The 20,279-nt window shown below is 44.6% G+C and carries 22 protein-coding genes; 15 read left to right on the top strand and 7 right to left on the bottom strand.

Annotated elements, in window-relative coordinates:
- Nucleotides 1-245 precede the first annotated feature (245 nt).
- The 3 genes from LYNGBM3L_RS24730 to LYNGBM3L_RS24720 form a co-directional block, all read right to left on the bottom strand.
- The gene (locus LYNGBM3L_RS24730; RefSeq protein ID WP_044494659.1) at nucleotides 246-2,120 is read right to left on the bottom strand and encodes an alpha-amylase family glycosyl hydrolase; all 1,875 of its coding nucleotides are present in this window, start codon (nucleotides 2,118-2,120) and stop codon (nucleotides 246-248) included.
- A gap of 59 nt (nucleotides 2,121-2,179) precedes the next feature.
- The gene (locus tag LYNGBM3L_RS44270; RefSeq protein WP_154659909.1) at nucleotides 2,180-2,428 is read right to left on the bottom strand and encodes a hypothetical protein; all 249 of its coding nucleotides are present in this window, start codon (nucleotides 2,426-2,428) and stop codon (nucleotides 2,180-2,182) included.
- A 137-nt stretch (nucleotides 2,429-2,565) separates the two neighbouring features.
- Nucleotides 2,566-2,877, bottom strand: a complete 312-nt coding sequence (locus LYNGBM3L_RS24720) for a DUF433 domain-containing protein (RefSeq protein ID WP_044494655.1) — start codon at nucleotides 2,875-2,877, stop codon at nucleotides 2,566-2,568.
- 242 nt (nucleotides 2,878-3,119) lie between these two features.
- On the opposite strand from LYNGBM3L_RS24720, the gene LYNGBM3L_RS24715 reads away from it, so the two are divergent.
- The 3 genes from LYNGBM3L_RS24715 (at nucleotide 3,120) to LYNGBM3L_RS24705 (ending at nucleotide 6,914) form a co-directional block, all read left to right on the top strand.
- Nucleotides 3,120-3,776, top strand: coding sequence for a hypothetical protein (locus tag LYNGBM3L_RS24715; protein WP_008188049.1), 657 nt, complete (start codon nucleotides 3,120-3,122; stop codon nucleotides 3,774-3,776).
- A gap of 850 nt (nucleotides 3,777-4,626) precedes the next feature.
- Nucleotides 4,627-5,901: a methylglyoxal synthase gene (gene mgsA, locus LYNGBM3L_RS24710; protein WP_008188048.1), complete on the top strand. Its 1,275-nt coding sequence runs from the start codon at nucleotides 4,627-4,629 to the stop codon at nucleotides 5,899-5,901.
- Between the two features lie 242 nt (nucleotides 5,902-6,143).
- Nucleotides 6,144-6,914 carry a sporulation protein gene (locus LYNGBM3L_RS24705; protein WP_008188047.1) on the top strand — a complete coding sequence of 257 codons (771 nt, stop codon included), beginning with the start codon at nucleotides 6,144-6,146 and terminating at the stop codon, nucleotides 6,912-6,914.
- A 2-nt stretch (nucleotides 6,915-6,916) separates the two neighbouring features.
- On the opposite strand, the gene LYNGBM3L_RS24700 is transcribed toward LYNGBM3L_RS24705, so the two are convergent.
- Genes LYNGBM3L_RS24700 through LYNGBM3L_RS44265 form a run of 3 tightly spaced genes read right to left on the bottom strand, consistent with a single transcriptional unit; the run spans nucleotide 6,917 to nucleotide 9,282 of the window.
- Nucleotides 6,917-7,801 (bottom strand): fructosamine kinase family protein, encoded by an 885-nt coding sequence (locus tag LYNGBM3L_RS24700; protein ID WP_008188046.1) that lies wholly within the window; start codon nucleotides 7,799-7,801, stop codon nucleotides 6,917-6,919.
- Between the two features lie 13 nt (nucleotides 7,802-7,814).
- Nucleotides 7,815-9,098 (bottom strand): M16 family metallopeptidase, encoded by a 1,284-nt coding sequence (locus tag LYNGBM3L_RS24695; protein WP_008188045.1) that lies wholly within the window; start codon nucleotides 9,096-9,098, stop codon nucleotides 7,815-7,817.
- Between the two features lie 22 nt (nucleotides 9,099-9,120).
- On the bottom strand, nucleotides 9,121-9,282 hold the full coding sequence (locus tag LYNGBM3L_RS44265) for a hypothetical protein (protein WP_154659908.1): 162 nt from the start codon (nucleotides 9,280-9,282) through the stop codon (nucleotides 9,121-9,123).
- Between the two features lie 80 nt (nucleotides 9,283-9,362).
- Here LYNGBM3L_RS44265 and crtD point away from each other — a divergent pair, with 80 nt between their 5' ends.
- The 11 genes from crtD (at nucleotide 9,363) to LYNGBM3L_RS24640 (ending at nucleotide 18,770) form a co-directional block, all read left to right on the top strand.
- Nucleotides 9,363-10,967, top strand: coding sequence for a C-3',4' desaturase CrtD (gene crtD, locus LYNGBM3L_RS24690; RefSeq protein WP_008188044.1), 1,605 nt, complete (start codon nucleotides 9,363-9,365; stop codon nucleotides 10,965-10,967).
- Between the two features lie 129 nt (nucleotides 10,968-11,096).
- Nucleotides 11,097-12,008 carry a hypothetical protein gene (locus LYNGBM3L_RS24685; RefSeq protein WP_008188043.1) on the top strand — a complete coding sequence of 304 codons (912 nt, stop codon included), beginning with the start codon at nucleotides 11,097-11,099 and terminating at the stop codon, nucleotides 12,006-12,008.
- Nucleotides 12,009-12,201: 193 nt separating this feature from the next.
- Nucleotides 12,202-13,146 carry an RpnC/YadD family protein gene (locus LYNGBM3L_RS24680; protein WP_008188042.1) on the top strand — a complete coding sequence of 315 codons (945 nt, stop codon included), beginning with the start codon at nucleotides 12,202-12,204 and terminating at the stop codon, nucleotides 13,144-13,146.
- A gap of 518 nt (nucleotides 13,147-13,664) precedes the next feature.
- On the top strand, nucleotides 13,665-13,844 hold the full coding sequence (locus LYNGBM3L_RS41685) for a hypothetical protein (RefSeq protein WP_131827090.1): 180 nt from the start codon (nucleotides 13,665-13,667) through the stop codon (nucleotides 13,842-13,844).
- 812 nt (nucleotides 13,845-14,656) lie between these two features.
- Nucleotides 14,657-14,962, top strand: a complete 306-nt coding sequence (locus tag LYNGBM3L_RS24670; protein WP_008188040.1) for a PqqD family peptide modification chaperone — start codon at nucleotides 14,657-14,659, stop codon at nucleotides 14,960-14,962.
- Entirely contained in the window at nucleotides 14,946-15,392 is a 447-nt protein-coding gene (locus tag LYNGBM3L_RS24665) for a lasso peptide biosynthesis B2 protein (RefSeq protein ID WP_008188039.1), read from the top strand. The genes LYNGBM3L_RS24670 and LYNGBM3L_RS24665 overlap by 17 nt, the downstream gene beginning before the upstream one ends.
- Nucleotides 15,389-17,407, top strand: a complete 2,019-nt coding sequence (locus LYNGBM3L_RS24660) for a lasso peptide isopeptide bond-forming cyclase (RefSeq protein ID WP_008188038.1) — start codon at nucleotides 15,389-15,391, stop codon at nucleotides 17,405-17,407. The genes LYNGBM3L_RS24665 and LYNGBM3L_RS24660 overlap by 4 nt, the downstream gene beginning before the upstream one ends.
- A 119-nt stretch (nucleotides 17,408-17,526) precedes the next feature.
- Nucleotides 17,527-17,724, top strand: coding sequence for a lasso peptide (locus LYNGBM3L_RS24655; RefSeq protein WP_008188037.1), 198 nt, complete (start codon nucleotides 17,527-17,529; stop codon nucleotides 17,722-17,724).
- Between the two features lie 102 nt (nucleotides 17,725-17,826).
- Nucleotides 17,827-18,024, top strand: a complete 198-nt coding sequence (locus LYNGBM3L_RS24650; protein WP_008188036.1) for a lasso peptide — start codon at nucleotides 17,827-17,829, stop codon at nucleotides 18,022-18,024.
- Nucleotides 18,025-18,111: 87 nt separating this feature from the next.
- Nucleotides 18,112-18,315, top strand: coding sequence for a lasso peptide (locus LYNGBM3L_RS24645; RefSeq protein WP_008188035.1), 204 nt, complete (start codon nucleotides 18,112-18,114; stop codon nucleotides 18,313-18,315).
- 257 nt (nucleotides 18,316-18,572) lie between these two features.
- Nucleotides 18,573-18,770, top strand: coding sequence for a lasso peptide (locus LYNGBM3L_RS24640; protein WP_008188034.1), 198 nt, complete (start codon nucleotides 18,573-18,575; stop codon nucleotides 18,768-18,770).
- Here the strand turns inward: LYNGBM3L_RS24640 and LYNGBM3L_RS48940 are convergent.
- Nucleotides 18,762-18,890 (bottom strand): hypothetical protein, encoded by a 129-nt coding sequence (locus LYNGBM3L_RS48940; protein WP_267872087.1) that lies wholly within the window; start codon nucleotides 18,888-18,890, stop codon nucleotides 18,762-18,764. The two genes, LYNGBM3L_RS24640 and LYNGBM3L_RS48940, sit on opposite strands and share 9 nt — an antisense overlap.
- Before the next feature lie 152 nt (nucleotides 18,891-19,042).
- On the opposite strand from LYNGBM3L_RS48940, the gene LYNGBM3L_RS24635 reads away from it, so the two are divergent.
- Nucleotides 19,043-19,978, top strand: coding sequence for a hypothetical protein (locus LYNGBM3L_RS24635; RefSeq protein WP_008188033.1), 936 nt, complete (start codon nucleotides 19,043-19,045; stop codon nucleotides 19,976-19,978).
- Nucleotides 19,979-20,279 lie beyond the last annotated feature (301 nt).

The raw sequence follows: 20,279 nt of genomic DNA, 5'->3' as shown, positions 1-20,279 counted from the left end.
ATGAAGCGTACCCACTCATACAGCAACCAGTACTTGACTTGAAACCCTTGAAACCCTTGACTTCAATCACCATTAGAATGTTTCAGCCATACTCACAAAAAAATAGAGAGCCGTGCTTGTGACTCTCTTGATCATCAGGGTGCATCTACTTGATCTCAGTATAGCAAGATAAATGTGGGGTGCAACCCCTCATCCCTTTAAACCAGCAAAATGTTATAATCCTTAATAATTTTCAGGTAGAATCCCTAGGCCAAAATCATCATGCCACTAGGCGGTAATTCAATCCTGACCGTTGCCCTACCCTGGTCATGTTGAACGATTACGGTTTGATTCTGGGGTGGATGGCGTAATTGAGAGTTACTCCAGTAACTGTTGTAGAGCAGAGTAAGGGTTGAGCCGTGGGGGTGTAGTGAGGCATCAATGGTGACGTATGCACCCCGGTTTTCAGTGCCATGGGTGTTTAAAGCAACCAGAATTTCTTGATTGTAGAGAATCCTTGACCAAGCAATTAATTCTCCAGCATCAGGAATAGCAAAAGGTTTGCCGAGATAGGAGGTTTCTCGGAGGTATTGACGACCCCCACGTAGGGTTTTTCCAATCAGGTCTTGTCGATTTCGGAGGTTTGCGATCGCAGAAATTCTGAGATAGGTGGGATGGTCTGGGTCAAAGAAGTGACAGCCACTGGTTTCAAATGCTCCAAAGCTACCCCCAAACATCGATTCACGAATATAGCGATCGCTATTGGAAATGTTGCCATACTCATTGATTGGTTCAACACTAGGGTCATGGCGGTTTTCCGTGCCATCAAAGGCTTGTTCAGTACCGTAATAGATACAGGGTATACCCAACGTGGTCAGTTGCAACCCTACCGCATGGGCTATTTGCTGGTATTTACTAGGAATAGAGTTATTAGCAGCAAACCGATGCTTGCGATCGCGTCCGACCATATCATGGTCATCTAAGATCGAAACATGATACCGTCCCGTTTCCCGGTGGCTACCAAGGATATTATGCTCCTCAAATTGATTAAAAAACTCCCTTGGTGGTGTTAATCCTTTTACCATCCGTGCTAATCGCTTTGTGGGTTCCCCAATATCAAGCACAGCATCCAAGTTGCGACCAAATACTTCCAGGTAGTTGCGGGACATATGAGCCCCATCCGTTACTTCTCCCAACAGTAGGATGTTTTCCTTACCAATCGATTCCGCATATTCCCGGATAGCACCACAAAAACTACGGGAAACTCGCCAAGGAATATGCTTAACCGTATCAATGCGAAATCCATCGCAGTCACTTAGGGCAATCCAGTATTGATAGACTTTAATAATCCCTGCTAGGACTTCCGGTTTAGCGAGATTAATGTCTTTTAAATCAAAGAAATCCCCTCGGCGAAATTCTAGCTCCGGATGCAGTTTGTCTTCCCAAGGGTCTGCACCCCATTCGTTAATATGACCAGCACGAGTGTACCAATCAATGTTTTGAAAGTCTTGAGGCCATACCCCATCAATTTCTGTAGTGATTTCGGAAATCGCTTTACCAGTGCCAGAACGCCAACTATGAACTGGATAAGGTGGTTCAAAACGGTAGGGAAGGCTAGCTTTAGGATTATCATTCTCGTCTTGGTAGAAAAAGTTATTGCCGCTGTGGTTATAAATGATGTCTAAGATCACATACATTTCCCGCTCATGGGCAGCATCCACTAAATCCCGTAAATCCTGACGGCTGCCAAATCGGGGGTCAACATCTAGGAAATTTTGAATCCCGTAGCCGTGATAGGTGTCTAGTTCAATCCGTTGTCGCCAAACTGGACCAATCCAAAGGGTAGTGACACCTAATTGTTTCAAGTAGTCCAATTTACTTTCGATTCCCTTGAGGGTACCCCCTTGAAACCTTTTTCCCTTGCTCATCCAGTCACCTTTATTTTTGGCTTTAAATTGGTTGGGGTTACTAGGGTCAAATTTTTTCCGCTCTAGTTCTAACCCATCACTGAATCGGTCAGGTAGCAGAAAGTATAGAATCTGGTCTCGCCAAGTAATCGGACTTGGATAAACATTGCCCCTCGGTTGCAGGTTGGCCTCAGCGAGGGTTTGGGGAGAGCATGGTTCAACTGGAGTAGACACGATGGAAACCTTTGGTGAATCAATGTTAGTTTCTTTAACGGTATACACCAGTAGATAATTCAATTCCGCAAAAGACTAGTGGGAGTGGGGAGTCGGGAGTGGGGAATCGGGAGTCGGGAGTGGGGAGTGGGGAGTGGGGAGTGGGGAATCGGGAATCGGGAATCGGGAATCGGGAATCGGGAATCGGGAGTCGGGAGTGGTGAATCGGGAGTAGGAATAACAAAATTGAATTTACCTAATAATTGAATCGTGGGGTGTTTTTGAATTTTGAATTGATAATTTTGAATGGTCGCGAAGCGATTGACCAAGGGAAATCACAGAAATCAAACCCAAACTTTCAGCAGATGGCATTGCTAACACTTTCATCCAAATGGAATCGGATCTGTCTTGATGCAGTCGCTCATGGGGGGGACCCCCAAGACCGCGCTGCATCGCTTTTTGGTCATTACCGATTCTGAGGTTTTTGCTGTAATAGAGACGGTGTTTGAGCTTGTACCGTTTGTACAAAGGCAACTCCTGCCTCAATATCCTGTCTGATTTCTTCTTTATGGTCGTGGTAGTAAGCCAGTGCTGCATAGACATCTGACATGGTAATGCTAGGATGGCGATAGAGAATTTCATCCGGTGACATTCCCATGCTTTCGTGGCAGATGACAATATCTTGAACTCGAATCCGATGTCCGGCAATCCGAGGTTTCCCGCCACAAACCCCCGGAGTGATTTCAATATGTTCTGAGATTGTTGGAATGGTTGTCATTGGGAGAGTTCATAAACGTCACTAAAAGAAGCGTTACCTTACGGTAGTATTATTATTGAATAGCACACTTTGCCTTCTGTTTGCGTTCGCATTCAAAGTATAGCATTTCAGCAAATAGTTAAAAAAAATAGTTAAAAAATCCAATAAGCCCGTTTTTCCTAGTAATCAAGTACACAATATTTTACCCCCGATTCCCGATTCCCGATTCCCTACTCCCGATTCCCTACTCCCTTCCCTAGATCATGTCTTACCGTCAATTTACTATTCAAAAAGTAGTCAAGGATTTTGACTTAACTTTAATCGAACAAGGGAATATTTTTGAAAGCGATTGGCCTACGGCCACGCTACGCGAACGCGTAATTTCTCCTAGTCCTTATTTAGCGGAATTTATCACCCAAAATTACCAACTGGCCATCGCACTAAATACTGAAAAAGCCCGATCAGAACTCTTGATATGTCCAGTGTTACTGGCAGTTAGAGAATTCCATCAATACCAGATTAGCTTGTTTTCTGGGGAAGAGTTTAATGTTGACCCAGAAGTAGGATTAAATGGCACCTGTGATTTTATTATTAGTCTGTCACCGGAACAGTTATTTATTAAAGCCCCGGTAGCCATTATTATAGAAGCTAAAAAAGAAGACCTGAAAGGGGGGTTAGGACAATGTATCGCCGCGATGGTAGCAGCTGGTCGGTTTAACCAACAGGAGAATAATAGTAACGGTAATGCGTTCGCGGAGCGTGGCCTACGGCCAATCGCAACGGTTTACGGTGCCGTAACCACTGGGACTCTATGGCGATTTCTGAAATTGGAGGAAAAAACAGTAACCCTCGATCTCGCCGAATATTTACTCCCTCCCATCGAACCTATTCTAGGGAAATTGGTGCAGATGGTGGAATAGGATTAGGACTTATATCAATTCTGTTCCCATACCCCCCTTATCCCCATAGCCCTAGATTCCTGGCATAAAAAGATTTGGTCGATTTTAATAAAGGGGTAATGACCAAGCGGATTTGGTATTATATCAATTGGGAAGATGGGCAAGTGTCGGGAGATAGGGAGATGGGGAATAGTATTTATTTTTCTATAGTTTTTCCTAGTCTAATCAGGTACATCATATAAATATTTTTCCCTGCTCCGAAGCTCCGTTCGCGTTCGCGCAGCGTCTGGCTCTGCCAGTAAGCGTGGCCCACGGCCTTAGCTCCCTGCTCCCTAAAACCTAGAAAAAAGCCAAAAAAATGGGGAAGAAAAAGTTAGTAAAAACCTTCCCCTCAAGGAAAAGCTAAAGACTAGAAGATGAAAAAACTAGAATATCAAAAAAAATCTGATCACATCTAACCCTAGCATAAACTAATTTAAAATGTCAATGGTTTTTTTGTAAATTTTTATGTTTAGGCTTGTATTTTTATCTAGGAATGTTAATATTTTTATACCAAGTTGCATTCAAAGATATAGCAGAAGTCAGAAGTCAGAAGTCAGAAGTCAGAAGTTAAACTCAAGCCAAACTGTAGTTTGAGACTTTTGTCATGTCCTAATTACCCTGGCGACTGCTATAGTAGATTGCTGGGATAGGGAGATAGGGAGATAGGGAGATTTGGGAAAGAGAAAGTTGTACCTTTGACCGCAACTTAGTATCGAGTTATCCATAGCTTAACTACACAACTGGAATAAACGCTTTAGAATGACGTAAATACTGGGTCATTTGCCCATTGGCCTTTGAGAATTTTGGTTTTGAGTTCCGGTACAGTAGTATGCCTGCAACTATTGCCCTGATTGCCCACGACAACAAGAAAAATGATATAGTGGCATTTGTCAAGCGCCACCACATCGTTTTCTCTCGCTACACCTTAATTGCTACAGGGAACACAGGGAAACAAATTCAAAACTCCACTGGCTTACCTGTTGATTGCTTACTCCCTGGTCCTATCGGTGGAGATGCCCAGTTGTTTGCAGCGGTGGCGGAGGGAAAGGTCTGTGCTGTGTTTTTCTTCATCGATGCACTCCATGCTAAATCCCATGAACCTGATATTCAGGCTCTCTTACGGATTTGTGATGTCCATGATGTAGCGATCGCCACCAACTTAGCTACAGGAGAACTGGTCATCAGTGCCCTAGCGCGGACCCAAGTGGCTCACCTTATTTTTAATCCAGTGGCCGGTCAAGGAGACTCCGATCATGAATTGACCATTATTGAAAACATGCTGGGTGGCCATTTCAATCTCCATATCCATCAAACTACTCTAGAAATTACGGCGGAAGAATTGACCAAACGGGCGATCGCAGTCCACGCCGATCTCATCATTGCCTCTGGCGGTGACGGCACCGTATCCGCCGTTGCCAGTCAGCTGATTGATACCAACATTCCCCTCGCCATTATTCCCAGAGGAACCGCTAATGCCTTTTGTCAGGCGTTGGGCATTGGTGGCACAGTAATGCCCATTCGCGCCGCCTGCCGCATCATTTCCGAAGGCTATACCAAAGTGATTGATGCGGCTCGCTGTAACGACACCCCCATGATTTTATTAACCGGAATTGGTTTTGAAGCAGAAATGGTCGATAAAGCTAGCCGAGAATTCAAGGATCAGTGGGGGGTACTGGCCTATCTGGTAGCGGGATGGCAACAACTGGATGAACAAGAGCTATTTGATGCGGCTGTGGAAATTGAAGACCAGATCTATCGAGTTGAAGTAGGGGCTATCACTGTGGCTAATGCGGCTCCCCCTACCTCAGTGTTAGCCCAAGGAATGGGTGAAGTTATTTACGACGACGGGTTACTGGATGTCACCATGGCCAAAGTAGACACAAAACTTCAGGCGGTCACATCAATGGTCAATGCCTTTGGTGCCGCGTTGGTTCACCTGACACCCAACCAAGAAAATATTCATCATGTCCGAACCCGCAGTATCAAAATCGCCACAGATCCCCCTCAGAAGGTGGTTGTGGATGGAGAAGTCATTGGAACAACTCCTATCAAAGTTGAATGTATTCCCAAGGGATTGACTGTATTTGTCCCCAACCCCAATTAATCTGCCTCAAGCCCAAATAATCTCAATTTGTGTTCGCGTAGCGTGACCGTAGATCAATCGCGTAGCGTGGCCGTAGGGCAATCCCACGACCTAAGTGTTTCATTTATATAGTTGATTATACTGATCAGGTACATTAAATTTTATTATCCCGACTCCCGATTCCCGACTCCCGATTCCCGACTCCCTAAAACTCCAGAATCATAGATTAAGCTAGTAGCAAAGTTAGTTAAAAAACTAGGTTTATGTTCAAAAAGCTATTAGCTCAGGTTGGCATTGGAGCAGCAAAGGTAGATACACGTTTGTACTTTGATTCCCTAGCTCCTGGGGAAATGGTAGAAGGGGAAGTTTATATTACTGGGGGAGATGTTTCCCAGAAGATTGATGATATTTATATTTATCTAGTTACCGAATACTTGCGGGAAGAAGAAGATACCTCAATCACAGAGGAATGCATATTAATGCAATATCGCCTCTCGGAACGCTTCAACTTGGAGGCAAAAGAGGAAATAGTTATTCCATTTTCGTTTCCCCTCCCTGAGGAAACACCACTGACATTAACCAGCCAACCAGTATATTTACGTACTGGCTTAGATATTCCCATTGCCGTTGACCCGAAAGACACCGATTACATTGAGGTACATCCACACCCGTTAATGCAAGCGGTGTTTGATGCATTAGAAAACCTAGGATTTCAACTTCATGAAGTCGATTGTCAGTATAATACTCACTTCGGGGGTAGATATCCATTCGTCCAAGAGTTCGAGTTTCGTCCCATGGGTAAGTATCAGGGTAGCTTGGATGAATTGGAAATCATTTTTTCTCTCTACTCAGAAGACTTAGAAGTTTTCTTAGAAATAGATAAACGAGCCCGTGGATTTGGGGGTTTTCTAGAAGAAACATTCGATCTAGATGAACGTTATGTCCAATTTCAGGTAACACTCGATGACCTCAATCTTCCTATGGGTGAATTAGAAGCAATGATTGAGGAGATTATTGAGAGCCAAATTAATTAGAATTAATCCCTCAAAATCTGATCAATCATCCGGTTAGCTTGGGATTCATAACCACTACCAAAGAGATTAAAGTGATTGAGGATGTGGTAAAGGTTATAGAGGTTTTTCCGCCGTTTGTAACCTTGCTCTAAAGGCCACACCTCGTTATAGCCTCGATAAAATGCTGCTGGGAAACCACCAAACAATTCGGTCATCGCAATATCAACTTCGCGATCGCCTACATAAGTAGCAGGGTCAAAAATTACTGGTTCTCCCGACATGGTAATAGCCGCATTACCACCCCATAAATCACCGTGTACTAAGGAAGGTTGAGGCTGATGATCCAGTAATTTAGGAACTATTGCCAGTAATTGGTCTTGTTTCGGGAAATGACCACTGCGACGCCGTGCTAGCTGAAACTGATAACCCAGGCGATACTCTACAAAAAACTCTACCCAATCCGACATCCATTGATTAACTTGTGGTGTCGAACCAATAGTATTATTTTGATTCCAACCAAACTTACCCATCTCGGTTGAAGCTTGGGGAGTAGCAGCCTGATGCATGGCTGCTAACTGATGTCCCATTTTTACCCAAGACTCGGTACTGTTACCGCCACCAAGGTCTAGCCACTCCAAAACAATATAAGAACAATCCACGGCAGTACCATAGCAAATTGGTTTGGGGATTCGGATAGTCTGAGTTGCCACCATCTGCTTTAGACCGAGGGCTTCGGCCTCAAACATATAGACAGCAGAGGCAGAATTGAGTTTAACAAAATACTTATTAGTCTTACCGACCAGAGCATAACCCTGATTAATACAGCCACCACCAACAGATTGGCGCTGGTTAATCTCAAAGGTTTCACGAGTGACTTGGCTTATCTGGTCAGCAATTTCTTTCCACATCTTAGTCTATTCCCTACTCCCTGTTCCCTGTTCCCTTTGCGATCACAATACCATAAGCATGGGGAGACAGATACTGCTGTGCAGCCTTTTGGATATCAACAGCACTAACTGATTTAATATGACTAGGGTAATTCAGTGCTGGTTCTAAATCCCCGACTTGGGAGTAATAGTAACCATATAAATTGCTGCGAGCACTTGGTTTTTCATTACTAAAGATAAACTGATTGGCCACTTTGGTACGAATCCGAGCAATCTCTGAGTCTGATACCAATTCTGTCTGACAGCGATGGATATGGTTTGCGATCGCATTCTCCACCTCTGCCAAATTCTCAGCTGGCAGTTTAGCAGAAATATAAAACACCCCTTGCAGCCGCTGAGTGATATTACTAACCCCAATTTGAGTAACCAGTTGCCGTTCTTCTCGCAAATCCCTAAACAGCCTGGACATACGACCTCGTCCTAAAATTCCTGCTAGCACATCCAAAGCATAGGTTTCCTTCAACTCAGGTATACCAGGCACCCGCCACACCATCACCAGCCGCGCTTGTTGTAAAGACTCATCCACATACTCCCGACGGACAATGTTCTCGAAAGCTGGTTCTGGGGTAAGGTTTGTTCTATCTTCTATCGTCCTTGGCTGTGCTTGACTAAATCCATTGCTGACAATTTCAATTAATTCCGTAACTGGCAAATTCCCCACCACTGCCGCAGTCATAGACCCTGGTTGATACCACCTACCATGAAAGTCACGCATCTGCTGAGGCTGGAGTTGTTCAATCACCGAGGCAGGTCCGAGCACAGGACGTCGATAGGGTAACTGGTCAAAAGTAGTCTCCATTGCCCATCTATGGGTGCGGCGGCGGGGATTATCCTGGGAACGGCGAATTTCTTCCAAAACTACCATTCGCTCCTTTTCAAAGCCATGGTCAGGAATACTAGGATTGAGTACCACCTCTAGCTGTAATGGTGCAAGCTCGGCAAAATCTTTAGGAGCTGTAGTGATGTAATAGTGAGTGTAATCCTGACTTGTAGCCGCATTAGTTACGGCACCCCGTTGCTCAATCAGCCGCTCAAACTCACCACTTTGCAATTTTGGTGTGCCCTTAAACACCATATGCTCCAGAAAATGAGCCATACCATTAATCTGATCCGATTCCATTGCGGAACCGACATTAATCCAAACATTCAGATTCACAGCTTCAACAGGCATCTGCTCCGCCACAATGGTTAACCCATTCGGTAGCTTTTCAACAGTGGGAGCATTGAGGCAGGGAGTATTGAGCAAACTGGAAGTCATTAAATTAATCACTGATTGACCACTATTTATTCATAGTAATCTTTCCGTTTGATATCGCGTTTTTGATATCGGGAATCGGGAATCGCGAATCGCGAATCGCGAATCGCGAATCAGGATTAGCCACGATAACACCACACTTCCTATCTCCCCATCTCCTTATCTCCCCAACTCCCCATCTCCCCATCTCCCGATTCCCCACTCCCAAACGCCATGGCTCAAGGTAGAATTATGATAAGAAACATTAAGAAATGCAAATAAACCACCATGGTAAGCACTCAGGGCGGTAAAGGTAAGGTAGAATACACCAATAAAGAATTCCCGCAGAAAAAAGACCAGAAAAAAGTAGTAGTAATCGGTGCAGGAATTGGTGGACTAACCGCTGGAGCACTCCTTGCTCGCCGAGGCTACCGTGTGGTAATACTAGACCAAGCCCTAGTACCAGGAGGATGCGCCTCCACCTTTAAACGTCGGGGCTTTACCTTCGATGTTGGTGCGACCCAGGTAGCTGGCTTAGAACCTGGTGGCATTCACAAACGCATCTTTGATGAACTGGAAGTAGACCTGCCAGCCGCTACCCCCTGTGACCCTGCTTGTGCGGTATTTCTTCCCGGTGAAACCGAACCAATTAACATCTGGCGGAACCCGGAGCAATGGAAAAGAGAACGAGAACGCCAGTTTCCCGGTAGTGAACCCTTCTGGCAACTGATGGCAACCTTATTCAATGCCAGTTGGAAGTTCCAATCCCGTGACCCAGTGCTACCACCTCGTAATTTATGGGACTTGTGGCAATTAACCTCAGCAGTGCGTCCTGATACCTTAATTACCCTACCTTTTACCTTCATGACCGTAGCCGATGGGTTGCGAGGATATGGCTTATATGGGAATAAGCGTCTGAAAACCTTTCTGGATTTGCAGCTGAAGCTTTATTCCCAAGTCGATGTTGATCAGACAGCACTGTTGTATGCAGCAACAGCCTTAGGAGTTTCCCAGGAACCCCAAGGGTTATTTCATCTCCAAGGTAGTATGCAGGTGTTAAGCGATCGCTTAGTAGAAGCCCTGGAAAAATGGGGGGGTAAGCTACTAATGCGCCACACCGTTGAACAGATCGAAACATCAGCTGGTAAAGCTACTGGTGTTTCGATTCGCAATCAGAAAACAGGGGAAGTTTGGACAGAACCAGCGGATGAGGTAGTTGCCAATGTTACGGTGCAAAACCTAGTCAAATTATTAGGTAATAATCTACAGAGCTTCAATGGAACCTCGATGGCAGGCTACTCGATGGCAGGCTATAAATATCGAGTCGATAAATTACCTTCACCATCCGGTGCGTTTGTCATCTATCTTGGGGTAGATAAACGTGCAATTCCTGATGGTTGTCCTCCCCATCTTCAGTTTCTCTATGACTACGATGGACCAATTGGCGAGAATAATTCCTTGTTTATTTCGGTTAGTAAGCCAGGAGATGGACGAGCACCAGAGGGAAAAGCAACGATTACTGCCTCATCCTTTACCGATGCTGCCATGTGGTGGCGGGGGTCCAAGCAAGACTATGACCGGTTAAAGGAAGAGTATACAGAAAATGCGATCGCACGTCTTAGTCAATACTTTGATTTAACACCAGAGACCATCATTCACCAAGAAGCAGCAACCCCTCGCACCTTTGCCCGTTATACTGCCAGAGAACAAGGCATTGTCGGAGGGATAGGGCAACGGATACCCACCTTTGGGCCCTTTGGCTTTGCCACTCGCACACCCTGCAAAAGTCTGTGGTTAGTAGGAGACTCCACTCATCCAGGAGAAGGAACAGCTGGGGTCAGTTATTCTGCCCTTACCGCTGTACGGCAGATTGAGACATCATTTTGTTTGTAGGGGCGCAAGCCAAGAGTCCCTAGCTTGGGTAAAGGGGTTTTGGTCTCAAATGTCAAGATCATATGGATCTGTTTTTGGCCAGACCAGCTGTGAAAGGCTACTAACACCAACCCCAAAGAGTTAGGATTAATGACCCGACAGCCTCATGATCAATTTGCCAAACAGTATCTAACGGAGTTGTTAACAGCTCACGGTCAGGTAGAAGTCAGCCGAGAACTAACCAGTGAAGTGCGTCAAGTGGATATTTGGTTTCTACCAACAGCTTCTGAATCCACAGCACCCCAGGAAATTGGATTGCTCGGTCAGATGGCATCAACCGCCTGTTTATTGGAACCGTTCCGCAATGCTACAGGAATCATGGCAGTGCGCAATTGCCTGTTGAAGTTGTTTGCCCTCTACAGTGACCTACAGCGGAAGGCACGACGAGAGAAAAACCTGATCAGTGAAACCGATTTGCCCTGTTTATGGATTTTGTCCCCTTCCTGTTCAGGCCAGCTGTTGAACGGGTTTGGTGCAAAACTTGATAATTCCGGTAATTGGGTCAAAGGAGTTTACTTTTTGCCTGAGTGGTTCAACACAGCCCTGGTGGCCATTAACCAGCTACCTGTTACCGAAGAAACCCTGTGGTTAAGAATTTTGGGACGCGATCGCACTCAAGCGCAAGCCATTAATGAGTTGCTGGCACTGCCTGATCGACACCCAAAACGACGTAACATCTTAGAGATTCTGGCTAACTGGCGCATCAAAATAGACAAAATAGGAGAAAGTGAAGATTTAACTGAAGACGACAGGGAGTTAATTATGAATTTATCACCAGCTTATTTGCGTTGGCGGGAAGAAACCTTAGAGCAAGGCAATTTAGAGGGACAGCGCCTGATGGTGGAGAATCTACTAGCAGGGCGGTTTGGCACTGTTGATCTCGAATTATCCCGAACCATTGAGCCTTTGATGCAGTTGCCGATCACAGACCGTACTCAGGTGCTGCTTAACCTGTCTCGTCAGGAACTTTTGGAGAGGTTTGGAGACAGTCGATCGGATTGATACTGTTACCGTTCAATGGGATTGCGGTGGTATTCCAAGCTCAGTTCGATTTCAGAAGTTTTAGGGGCGCTTCCCTTGCGCCCTTAGCTTGGGTTATGGGGTAAAAGTCTAAAATGTCAAGATCATATGGATCTGTTTTTTGCCAGTTGATCGGTGAAAGGCTACTAACACCAACCCCAAAGAGTTAGGATTAATGACCCGACAGCCTCATGATCAATTTGCCAAACAGTATCTAACGGAGTTGTTAACAGCTCACGGTCAGGTAGAAGTCAGCCGAGAACTAACCAGTGAAGTGCGTCAAGTGGATATTTGGTTTCTACCAACAGCTTCTGAATCCACAGCACCCCAGGAAATTGGATTGCTCGGTCAGATGGCATCAACCGCCTGTTTATTGGAACCGTTCCGCAATGCTACAGGAATCATGGCAGTGCGCAATTGCCTGTTGAAGTTGTTTGCCCTCTACAGTGACCTACAGCGGAAGGCACGACGAGAGAAAAACCTGATCAGTGAAACCGATTTGCCCTGTTTATGGATTTTGTCCCCTTCCTGTTCAGGCCAGCTGTTGAACGGGTTTGGTGCAAAACTTGATAATTCCGGTAATTGGGTCAAAGGAGTTTACTTTTTGCCTGAGTGGTTCAACACAGCCCTGGTGGCCATTAACCAGCTACCTGTTACCGAAGAAACCCTGTGGTTAAGAATTTTGGGACGCGATCGCACTCAAGCGCAAGCCATTAATGAGTTGCTGGCACTGCCTGATCGACACCCAAAACGACGTAACATCTTAGAGATTCTGGCTAACTGGCGCATCAAAATAGACAAAATAGGAGAAAGTGAAGATTTAACTGAAGACGACAGGGAGTTAATTATGAATTTATCACCAGCTTATTTGCGTTGGCGGGAAGAAACCTTAGAGCAAGGCCGGGAACAAGGCAAGGAACAAGGAAATTTAGAGGGACAGCGCCTGATGGTGGAAAATCTACTAGCAGGGCGATTTGGCACTGTTGATCTCGAATTATCCCGAACCATTGAGCCTTTGATGCAGTTGCCGATCACAGAGCGTACTCAGGTGCTGCTTAACCTGTCCAACTTGTCCCGTCAGGAACTGTTGGACAGGTTTGGAGACAGTCGATCGGATTGATACTGTTACCGTTCAATGGTATGGCGGTGGTATTTCGGTTGTATTCCGGTATCACTGGGTCAAGACTGACACAAAACTGGTCACCAAACCCACTTATCTGATAGGGGCGCACGGCGTGCGCTCCTACTTGCTGTTTTTATTTACCACTGCAGCTACCAGAACACTAGCTCAAAGCTAAAGACTGTTATAGCATTTCCAAATGAGATGTAAATTTGTATGGTCTTGTTTTCTTGTCCAATAAAACTCTGTATCTCTTTCCCATCTTGCCTTTTGCCTCTTAAATGCAAGCCAATTCCTGCCATAAGGTGTTTACAACCCAGATAAAAACGCCCTGAGCTGTTGGCGTAGCGTGGGCGTAGCCCATAGGCTGTTAGCTTCACTGCCCTTATCCTGACCTTATATAGCAGCAAAAGTTTTTCTGAAAAACTGTCCGGAATTTACTTGGAAGGGAGAGAACATTTAATTGAAGGCAAGGAAAAATTAAAGTGATGACAACAAAGAGTTAATTAGAGTTAATTATGAATTTATCATCAGCTGATTTCGGTGGCTCTGAACTAATGTTACAACAGGTGGCTCCAAATGTGTGGGGGATTGTCTATCGGATTAAAATGCGATCGCTCTTTAATTCCACCTCCAACCTGGTAAATTTACTTTTATCCCATAAAAGAGTTTTACTGTTTACATCATCAAGGGGATAATTGACAGAGTTTGATATTTTTTTTTATTAATTCAATAAAGAATTAAAGTTTTATTAAAATCTCCGACAATTAGTTTAACTATGGGATGAATTACGCTACAGTTAAATTAAATCAAAAAACTTAAATTTTAATTTAAATAGTATTACTCCCTATCACTTCTGACTTCTTCATAACAGTATAAATGCTGTAATTCAATCTTATATAGCAGTCGCCAGGGCAGTTAGGACATGACAAAAGTCTCAAACCTAAGTAAGCGATGCAGCGCGGTCTTGGGGGTTTCCCCCATGAGCGACTGCATCAAGAAGCGCAAGAGTTTGACTTCTGACTTCTGCTATAAATACCAATATTCACAAACTATTCACACAATATTTATACATTTAAATTGTGAATCTGGGCTGATAGGAATAGGTCCAAATGGGGAGATGGTGGACCGGCTTTTGCACAAGTGGATCGAGCTGAAATTTAAATGCCTATTTGCTTATAGCAATTATAAATAGGTTGCGAACTATCACGGGAGCAGTATGACCGCACTAGCAATGATTTTGGGGTTATGAATTTTCACAACTCGTTTATAAACGCGCTTATCGATCAATACTAGATAAAGCAATACTAGAGCAACTAGCTCACCACTAACTCCTCAAACTAATCAACTTATGTATTTACTATACCATGACTTTACTAAAAGTAACAACATTCAGGGCTAATCAACGATAGTAATCTGGGTAATTACTCTCAATCCATTAATTATAAGCCCAGATAATTACCTCACTAGTTTTATAGAACAGCAATAATTACTTGGAGAATAAAAAATTATGAGTTTGGATTGTACTATCTCAAAATATTCAATTGTAGTAGCAGCTCAAGAGCAACTATCTTCTGATATTGGAGGAGAGGCAATCATCCTCGATATGAAGTCGGGAGTTTACTATGGCTTGAATACCGTAGGTGCTAGCATCTGGAATCTGATCCAGGAACCGAAAACTTTAGATGAAATTCGCAATGCACTGCTAGCAGAGTACGAAGTTGAGCCAGAAAAATGCGATCGCGATCTGTTGGCATTACTCCAAGAATTCGCAGCAGTTGGGCTAATTGAGGTAAAAGATGAAGCGGTTGCGTAAGTTCTTGCGCCTTACTAGTAGAGAACGTCAACTTGTGATTAACACGTTCATTTTACTAGGATTAATCAGACTAGGGCTATGGTTACTACCATTTCACAGATTGCGGCAACTGGTAGCAAAAATCAGTCAGCCATCACCTCAAGCTCAAAGCGTAAACCAAACTAACCTAAGCAAAATTGTCGGAGCTGTTAATCTCAGCAGTCGCTACATGCCAGGTGGTGTTAAGTGTTTAGCTAGAGCATTAACCACACAAGTACTAATGAGTCGCTGTGGTTACTCCCCTCAACTCAGAATTGGTGTTGCCAAAGGGGAGGGAGGAAAATTAGAAGCTCATGCATGGGTGGAAAACCAAGGACAGGTTGTGATCGGCTATCTCAGAGACCTTTCACGGTTTACTCCACTACCATCGTTTAAAGGAGGCAAACTATGAGTGGCATTGTAGGGATTTACTACCTCAACCAAGAACCAATAGACCGGGAAAATATTGGGCAAATGTTAGATATCCTTGCCCACCGGGGACCAGACGGAGCAGATATCTGGTGCGAGGGGTCTGTTGGTCTCGGTCATCGGATGCTTTGGACTACTCCTGAATCGCTGCTGGAAAAGTTACCTTTAGTTAATCACTCCAAAAATTTAGTGATTACTGCTGATGCTCGGATTGATAATCGAGAAGAACTGATTGTTGCTCTAGAGTTGAACGACCGTCCAGCAGAAAAAATTACCGATAGCCAACTGATATTAGCCGCTTATGAAAAATGGGGAGAGCAGTGTCCAGAAAAACTATTAGGTGACTTTGCCTTCGCTATCTGGGATAAGCACAAGCAGATCCTCTTCTGTGCTAGAGACCATGTTGGGGTTAAGCCTTTCTATTACTATCACCAATCCGGTCAAGGGTTTATTTTTGCCTCTGAAATCAAAGCACTCTTCTGTTTACCCTTCGTGCCAAAGCGTCTTAACGAAGTCAGGATGGCTGACTATGTCGCCCTGATGATGGAAGACAAAGTCATCACCACCTATGACGAGATTCTGCGGCTTCCTCCTGCTCACACCATGGTCGTTAGTCAGTCAGGAATAGAGCTAAACTGTTACTGGTCTCTAGACCCCAATCGTGAGCTAATATTAGACTCTGACGAAGCCTATGCTGAAGCATTTCGTGACATCTTTACCGAAGCAGTTCGTTGTCGTCTCCGTAGTGCTTTTGCCATTGGTTCTCACTTGAGCGGTGGATTAGATTCTTCCTCAATCACTTGTGTAGCCAGGAAACTACTGGCTGAAACAGGAGATGCTCAATTGCACAGCTTCTCCAACATTTTTGACAAAGTCACGGAATGTGATGAACGTCCCTTCATCAATGCGGTTTTAGAACAGGGTGGACTTATTCCCCACTATGTCCATGCTGATCAGTTTGGTCCGCTGTCAGACGTTGACGAAATTTGGGAGTATGAAGACGAAGCCTTACTTGGCCCAAGTCATCATTATCCTTGGCGACTGAATCAAGCTGCTCAGCAAGCAGGGATGCGAATTGTTTTAGATGGTCTCGATGGCGATAATGTCGTGTTTCATGGTGTGTCTAGATTGACAGAATTAGCCCATCAAGGACAGTGGGAAACCTTTGTCCAGGAAGCTGAAGCATTTTCTGAACATTTTGGTAACTCACCCCAAGGCTTGCTTAAACACTACAGTATCCTACACCTAAAAACACTGGCGAAGCAGTTTCGCTGGATTGCCTTTGGAAAAGCTGTACATCAGATTCACAAGCGTTTTGGCATCTCCCGTAAGCACCTGTTGCTCAATCATGGACTCAAGGCGTTAGTTCCGGAAGCAATCAACCAACTTTGGCGAAAGTGGCGCAGACAAGACAAGTCAGCTAGTTCTGTTTCACCTCTGGTTAACCGCAACTTTGCTGAGCGCATTGGTATTGATCAGCGTATTCAAGCATTGGACAAGTCAGATCAACCATCACTTACAGTCAGAGAAGACCACTGGCGTAATCTAACCCAAGGTATATTTCCCCTAATTCTAGAGCAGCTCGACCGCTACAATGCTGCATTTTCCCTCGAAGCTCGTCATCCCTTTATGGATAAGCGGTTACTTGAATTCTGTCTAGCACTGCCTTCCGAGCAGAAACTCTACCAGGGATGGAGTCGGATGGTGTTGCGCCGTGGGATGGCAGATATTTTACCAAAAGCTGTCCAGTGGCGAGGAGGCAAAGCCCATATGGGTCCAAACTTTATTCACGGTCTGCTCACCCTAAATCGTCAGGTGTTCGACGACGTGATCTTGAATAAGCTTGAACTCATTGAAGGGTACGTTGACACAGACTTTCTGAGACAAGTTCATCGACGCATGACCTCAGGAGGCAGGGTGCGAGAAAAAGACTGCATGACAGTCTGGCAGGGAATCATCTTGGCCTTGTGGCTTGACCGCACCCAAGCGACACCCTAAGTCTAACTTGGCAGGGAATCTGCTTGGGATTGTGGTTTGGGCACAACCTTTGAAACACCGTAAGTCCAATTCAGGCTGTAACTACCGTAAACTACTATCAGCAAAAGGAAAGTAAAACCATGCTAAAAACTTACACTACACCAGAGATGATTGTTCACGGTTCTATTGAGGAGCTCACCGAAATCAATGGGCCTGATCGGATTGCAGATGTCCTGATTTTCAATGGTGATTTGGCTAATCCTGCGGCTGAATCAGATGACTCAAGCAGCCTAGACTGCGATAACAATGGTAATTGTGATCCGTTCAAACTACCGTAACAGGATTACTACTGGTGATAGTGAGTAATTAGTGAGTAATTAATAGTTTAACTCAGGGTGTGACTACCTTAAACCCACAATAAGTACAACGAAATTAACACCATGCTAAAAACCTACACTACACCAGAAATGATTGTTCACGGTTCTATTGAAGAGCTGACCGAAATCAGTGGACCTGATCGAATGGCAGATGTCCTGATTTTCAATGGTGATTTGAATAATCCCCAGGCTCAATCAGATGACTCAAGCAGCCTAGACTGCGATAACAATGGTAATTGTGATCCGTTCCAACTACCTTAACAGGATTACTACTGATGATGAGTAATCAATAGTTTAATTCAGGGTGTAACTACCTTAAACTACAAAAATTACAAGGAAAGTAACACCATGGTAAAAACCTACACTACTCCAGAGATGATTGTTCACGGTTCTATTGAGGAGCTCACCGAAATCAATGGACCTGATCGGATTTCAGATGTGCTGATTTTCAATGGTGATTTGGCTAATCCCGCAGCTGAATCAAACGACTCAATCAGCCTAGACTGCAATAATGGTAATTGTGATCCGTTCAAACTAGAAGACCGTCAGTAACACGATTACTACTAGTGATGCTGACTAATCGGCGTTGCTGAATTAAGGAATGAATGCGCGATCATTTGGTTTTATTGAAGCCCCCTAAATCCCCCAATTCTGGGGGACTTTGATAGTTTTGTTCCCCCCAAGCGAGCAATCCCTCGCTTGGGGGGCTAGGGGGGCAAAACCATACCCAGAATCAGCAACGCCGACTAATCAATAGTTAAAATCAGGGTGTGACTACCTGAAGCTACCGTCAGCAAAAGGAAAACACCATGGAAAAGAGCTACGCTACACCAGAGATTATGGTTCACGGCACCATTGAGGAGCTAACCCAAATCACTGGGCATACTCGGATTGCAGATGTCCTGATTTTCAATGGTGATGTGGCTAATCCCCAAGCTGAATCAGATGGCTCAAGCAGCCTAAACTGCGATAACAATAATAATTGTGATCCGTTCAAACTACAGTAATACGATTAGCACTGGTGATGGTAAGTACTGAATATTAGTAGAGCTATCACCAAGGGCGACAAAGGCATTATTTACTACTAAATTATCTACTACTAAATTATCTACTACTAGCAAGATCATCCCTAGGCAACTCCCACTTAGGTTGCCTAGGAATCCCCAACTCGTTAGTCCTGCAACACTGACTCAGCAGAAGGGTCTTGGCTAGAGTGAGGGGATGCCTTTTCTGCTATCAAGTTCTCCGATCAAGTTTAACCTGCTCCTAAGTATCAATTATGTACATCTATACGGCCTACAACCTTTGTATTCACTCAGAGATTCCCTTACTCGAGCTGATCGAGTCTGATGGATCCCCTGATGTGATCATACGTTTCGGGAAATTGAGTCATCTTCCTCCAGAAACAGCTAATTGGAGCAACCGTGTTGTTGGGGAATTGCATGGCAAAGCAAAGGTTTTGATTGAAGATGGGCGAGAGATTACTATCGAACCTGTGACAGGAGCGGACAACTCTAAGCTCAGCCCTAACATCCTTGGAGCTTGTATGTCTGTGGTGCTGCGACAGCGCGGATTGCTAGTACTCCATGCTAGCAGCATTGTGGTCAACAATCAAGCGATCGCATTCATGGGTGGGTCAGGCTGGGGTAAATCCACCTTAGCAGGAGCCTTTCATGGTAAAGGTTATCAGATTATAACTGATGATGTCATGCCTGTCAACCTTGATGACGGTTATCCTTTGATTATTCCTAGCTTTCCTCAGATTAAACTTTGGCCATCAGCAGCAGATTCTCTAGGACACAATTCTAATAACTTACCTCCTCTTTACCCAAACGCACCAAAGCTTTCCTACACATTCACTGATGGGTTTCAACGCACTGCTGTACCCCTGAAGCGGCTCTATGTATTGGCCAAAGGAGACCAACATCAGATTACCAAGCTAACGCCTCAACAAGCTTTCCCTGAAGTAGTCCGTCATAGCCGTGATGTAGATGTGCTAATTGCTCCAGACTGTGTTAGTACTCATCTGCGTCAGTGCGCCAGTCTGATTAAGACTGTATCTATCTGTCGCTTCACCAGAAAGCCTAATCTGATGGAACTTCCTGATCTAGTGGCCTTGGTGGAGAAAGATATCGAAGAATTAACTACTTCTGATCGTAGTAAAAACCATACCCTCAACACTAAAGTTCTTGCAGAAGTCGGGAACAGGGAATAGCACAAGAGAGGGAAGTGTGGGAAGTGTGGAGAGATGGGGAGATAGGGAGATGGGGAGATAGGGAATCAGATCAGCACTGGCGTGGTTCTACCTTCACGACTGCATGAAGACAATACTTTTATAAGAGGTCTAGTAAAAGCTTCACGCCTTTTACCAAGTAACCTTAACCCAACTAACCTTCAACCTTAAACCAACTAACCTTCAACCTTCAACCAACTAACCCTTCAACCAACTAACCTTCAACCTTCAACCTTCAACCAACTAACCCGTCAACCAACTAACCTTCAACCTTCAACCAACT

Source organism: Moorena producens 3L, from assembly GCF_000211815.1.
Lineage (GTDB): Bacteria > Cyanobacteriota > Cyanobacteriia > Cyanobacteriales > Coleofasciculaceae > Moorena > Moorena producens.
This window is presented reverse-complemented; position numbering and strand designations above follow the sequence as displayed.

What these genes read in the sequence shown, in the direction of transcription:
- LYNGBM3L_RS24720 (WP_044494655.1), bottom strand. Translation starts at nt 2,877, where the DNA reads ATGACAACCATTCCAACAATCTCAGAACATATTGAAATCACTCCGGGG.
- LYNGBM3L_RS24715 (WP_008188049.1), top strand. Translation starts at nt 3,120, where the DNA reads ATGTCTTACCGTCAATTTACTATTCAAAAAGTAGTCAAGGATTTTGAC.
- mgsA (WP_008188048.1), top strand. Translation starts at nt 4,627, where the DNA reads ATGCCTGCAACTATTGCCCTGATTGCCCACGACAACAAGAAAAATGAT.
- LYNGBM3L_RS24705 (WP_008188047.1), top strand. Translation starts at nt 6,144, where the DNA reads ATGTTCAAAAAGCTATTAGCTCAGGTTGGCATTGGAGCAGCAAAGGTA.
- LYNGBM3L_RS24700 (WP_008188046.1), bottom strand. Translation starts at nt 7,801, where the DNA reads ATGTGGAAAGAAATTGCTGACCAGATAAGCCAAGTCACTCGTGAAACC.
- LYNGBM3L_RS24695 (WP_008188045.1), bottom strand. Translation starts at nt 9,098, where the DNA reads ATGACTTCCAGTTTGCTCAATACTCCCTGCCTCAATGCTCCCACTGTT.
- LYNGBM3L_RS44265 (WP_154659908.1), bottom strand. Translation starts at nt 9,282, where the DNA reads ATGGGGAGATGGGGAGTTGGGGAGATAAGGAGATGGGGAGATAGGAAG.
- crtD (WP_008188044.1), top strand. Translation starts at nt 9,363, where the DNA reads ATGGTAAGCACTCAGGGCGGTAAAGGTAAGGTAGAATACACCAATAAA.
- LYNGBM3L_RS24685 (WP_008188043.1), top strand. Translation starts at nt 11,097, where the DNA reads ATGACCCGACAGCCTCATGATCAATTTGCCAAACAGTATCTAACGGAG.
- LYNGBM3L_RS24680 (WP_008188042.1), top strand. Translation starts at nt 12,202, where the DNA reads ATGACCCGACAGCCTCATGATCAATTTGCCAAACAGTATCTAACGGAG.
- LYNGBM3L_RS41685 (WP_131827090.1), top strand. Translation starts at nt 13,665, where the DNA reads ATGAATTTATCATCAGCTGATTTCGGTGGCTCTGAACTAATGTTACAA.
- LYNGBM3L_RS24670 (WP_008188040.1), top strand. Translation starts at nt 14,657, where the DNA reads ATGAGTTTGGATTGTACTATCTCAAAATATTCAATTGTAGTAGCAGCT.
- LYNGBM3L_RS24665 (WP_008188039.1), top strand. Translation starts at nt 14,946, where the DNA reads ATGAAGCGGTTGCGTAAGTTCTTGCGCCTTACTAGTAGAGAACGTCAA.
- LYNGBM3L_RS24660 (WP_008188038.1), top strand. Translation starts at nt 15,389, where the DNA reads ATGAGTGGCATTGTAGGGATTTACTACCTCAACCAAGAACCAATAGAC.
- LYNGBM3L_RS24655 (WP_008188037.1), top strand. Translation starts at nt 17,527, where the DNA reads ATGCTAAAAACTTACACTACACCAGAGATGATTGTTCACGGTTCTATT.
- LYNGBM3L_RS24650 (WP_008188036.1), top strand. Translation starts at nt 17,827, where the DNA reads ATGCTAAAAACCTACACTACACCAGAAATGATTGTTCACGGTTCTATT.
- LYNGBM3L_RS24645 (WP_008188035.1), top strand. Translation starts at nt 18,112, where the DNA reads ATGGTAAAAACCTACACTACTCCAGAGATGATTGTTCACGGTTCTATT.
- LYNGBM3L_RS24640 (WP_008188034.1), top strand. Translation starts at nt 18,573, where the DNA reads ATGGAAAAGAGCTACGCTACACCAGAGATTATGGTTCACGGCACCATT.
- LYNGBM3L_RS48940 (WP_267872087.1), bottom strand. Translation starts at nt 18,890, where the DNA reads ATGATCTTGCTAGTAGTAGATAATTTAGTAGTAGATAATTTAGTAGTA.
- LYNGBM3L_RS24635 (WP_008188033.1), top strand. Translation starts at nt 19,043, where the DNA reads ATGTACATCTATACGGCCTACAACCTTTGTATTCACTCAGAGATTCCC.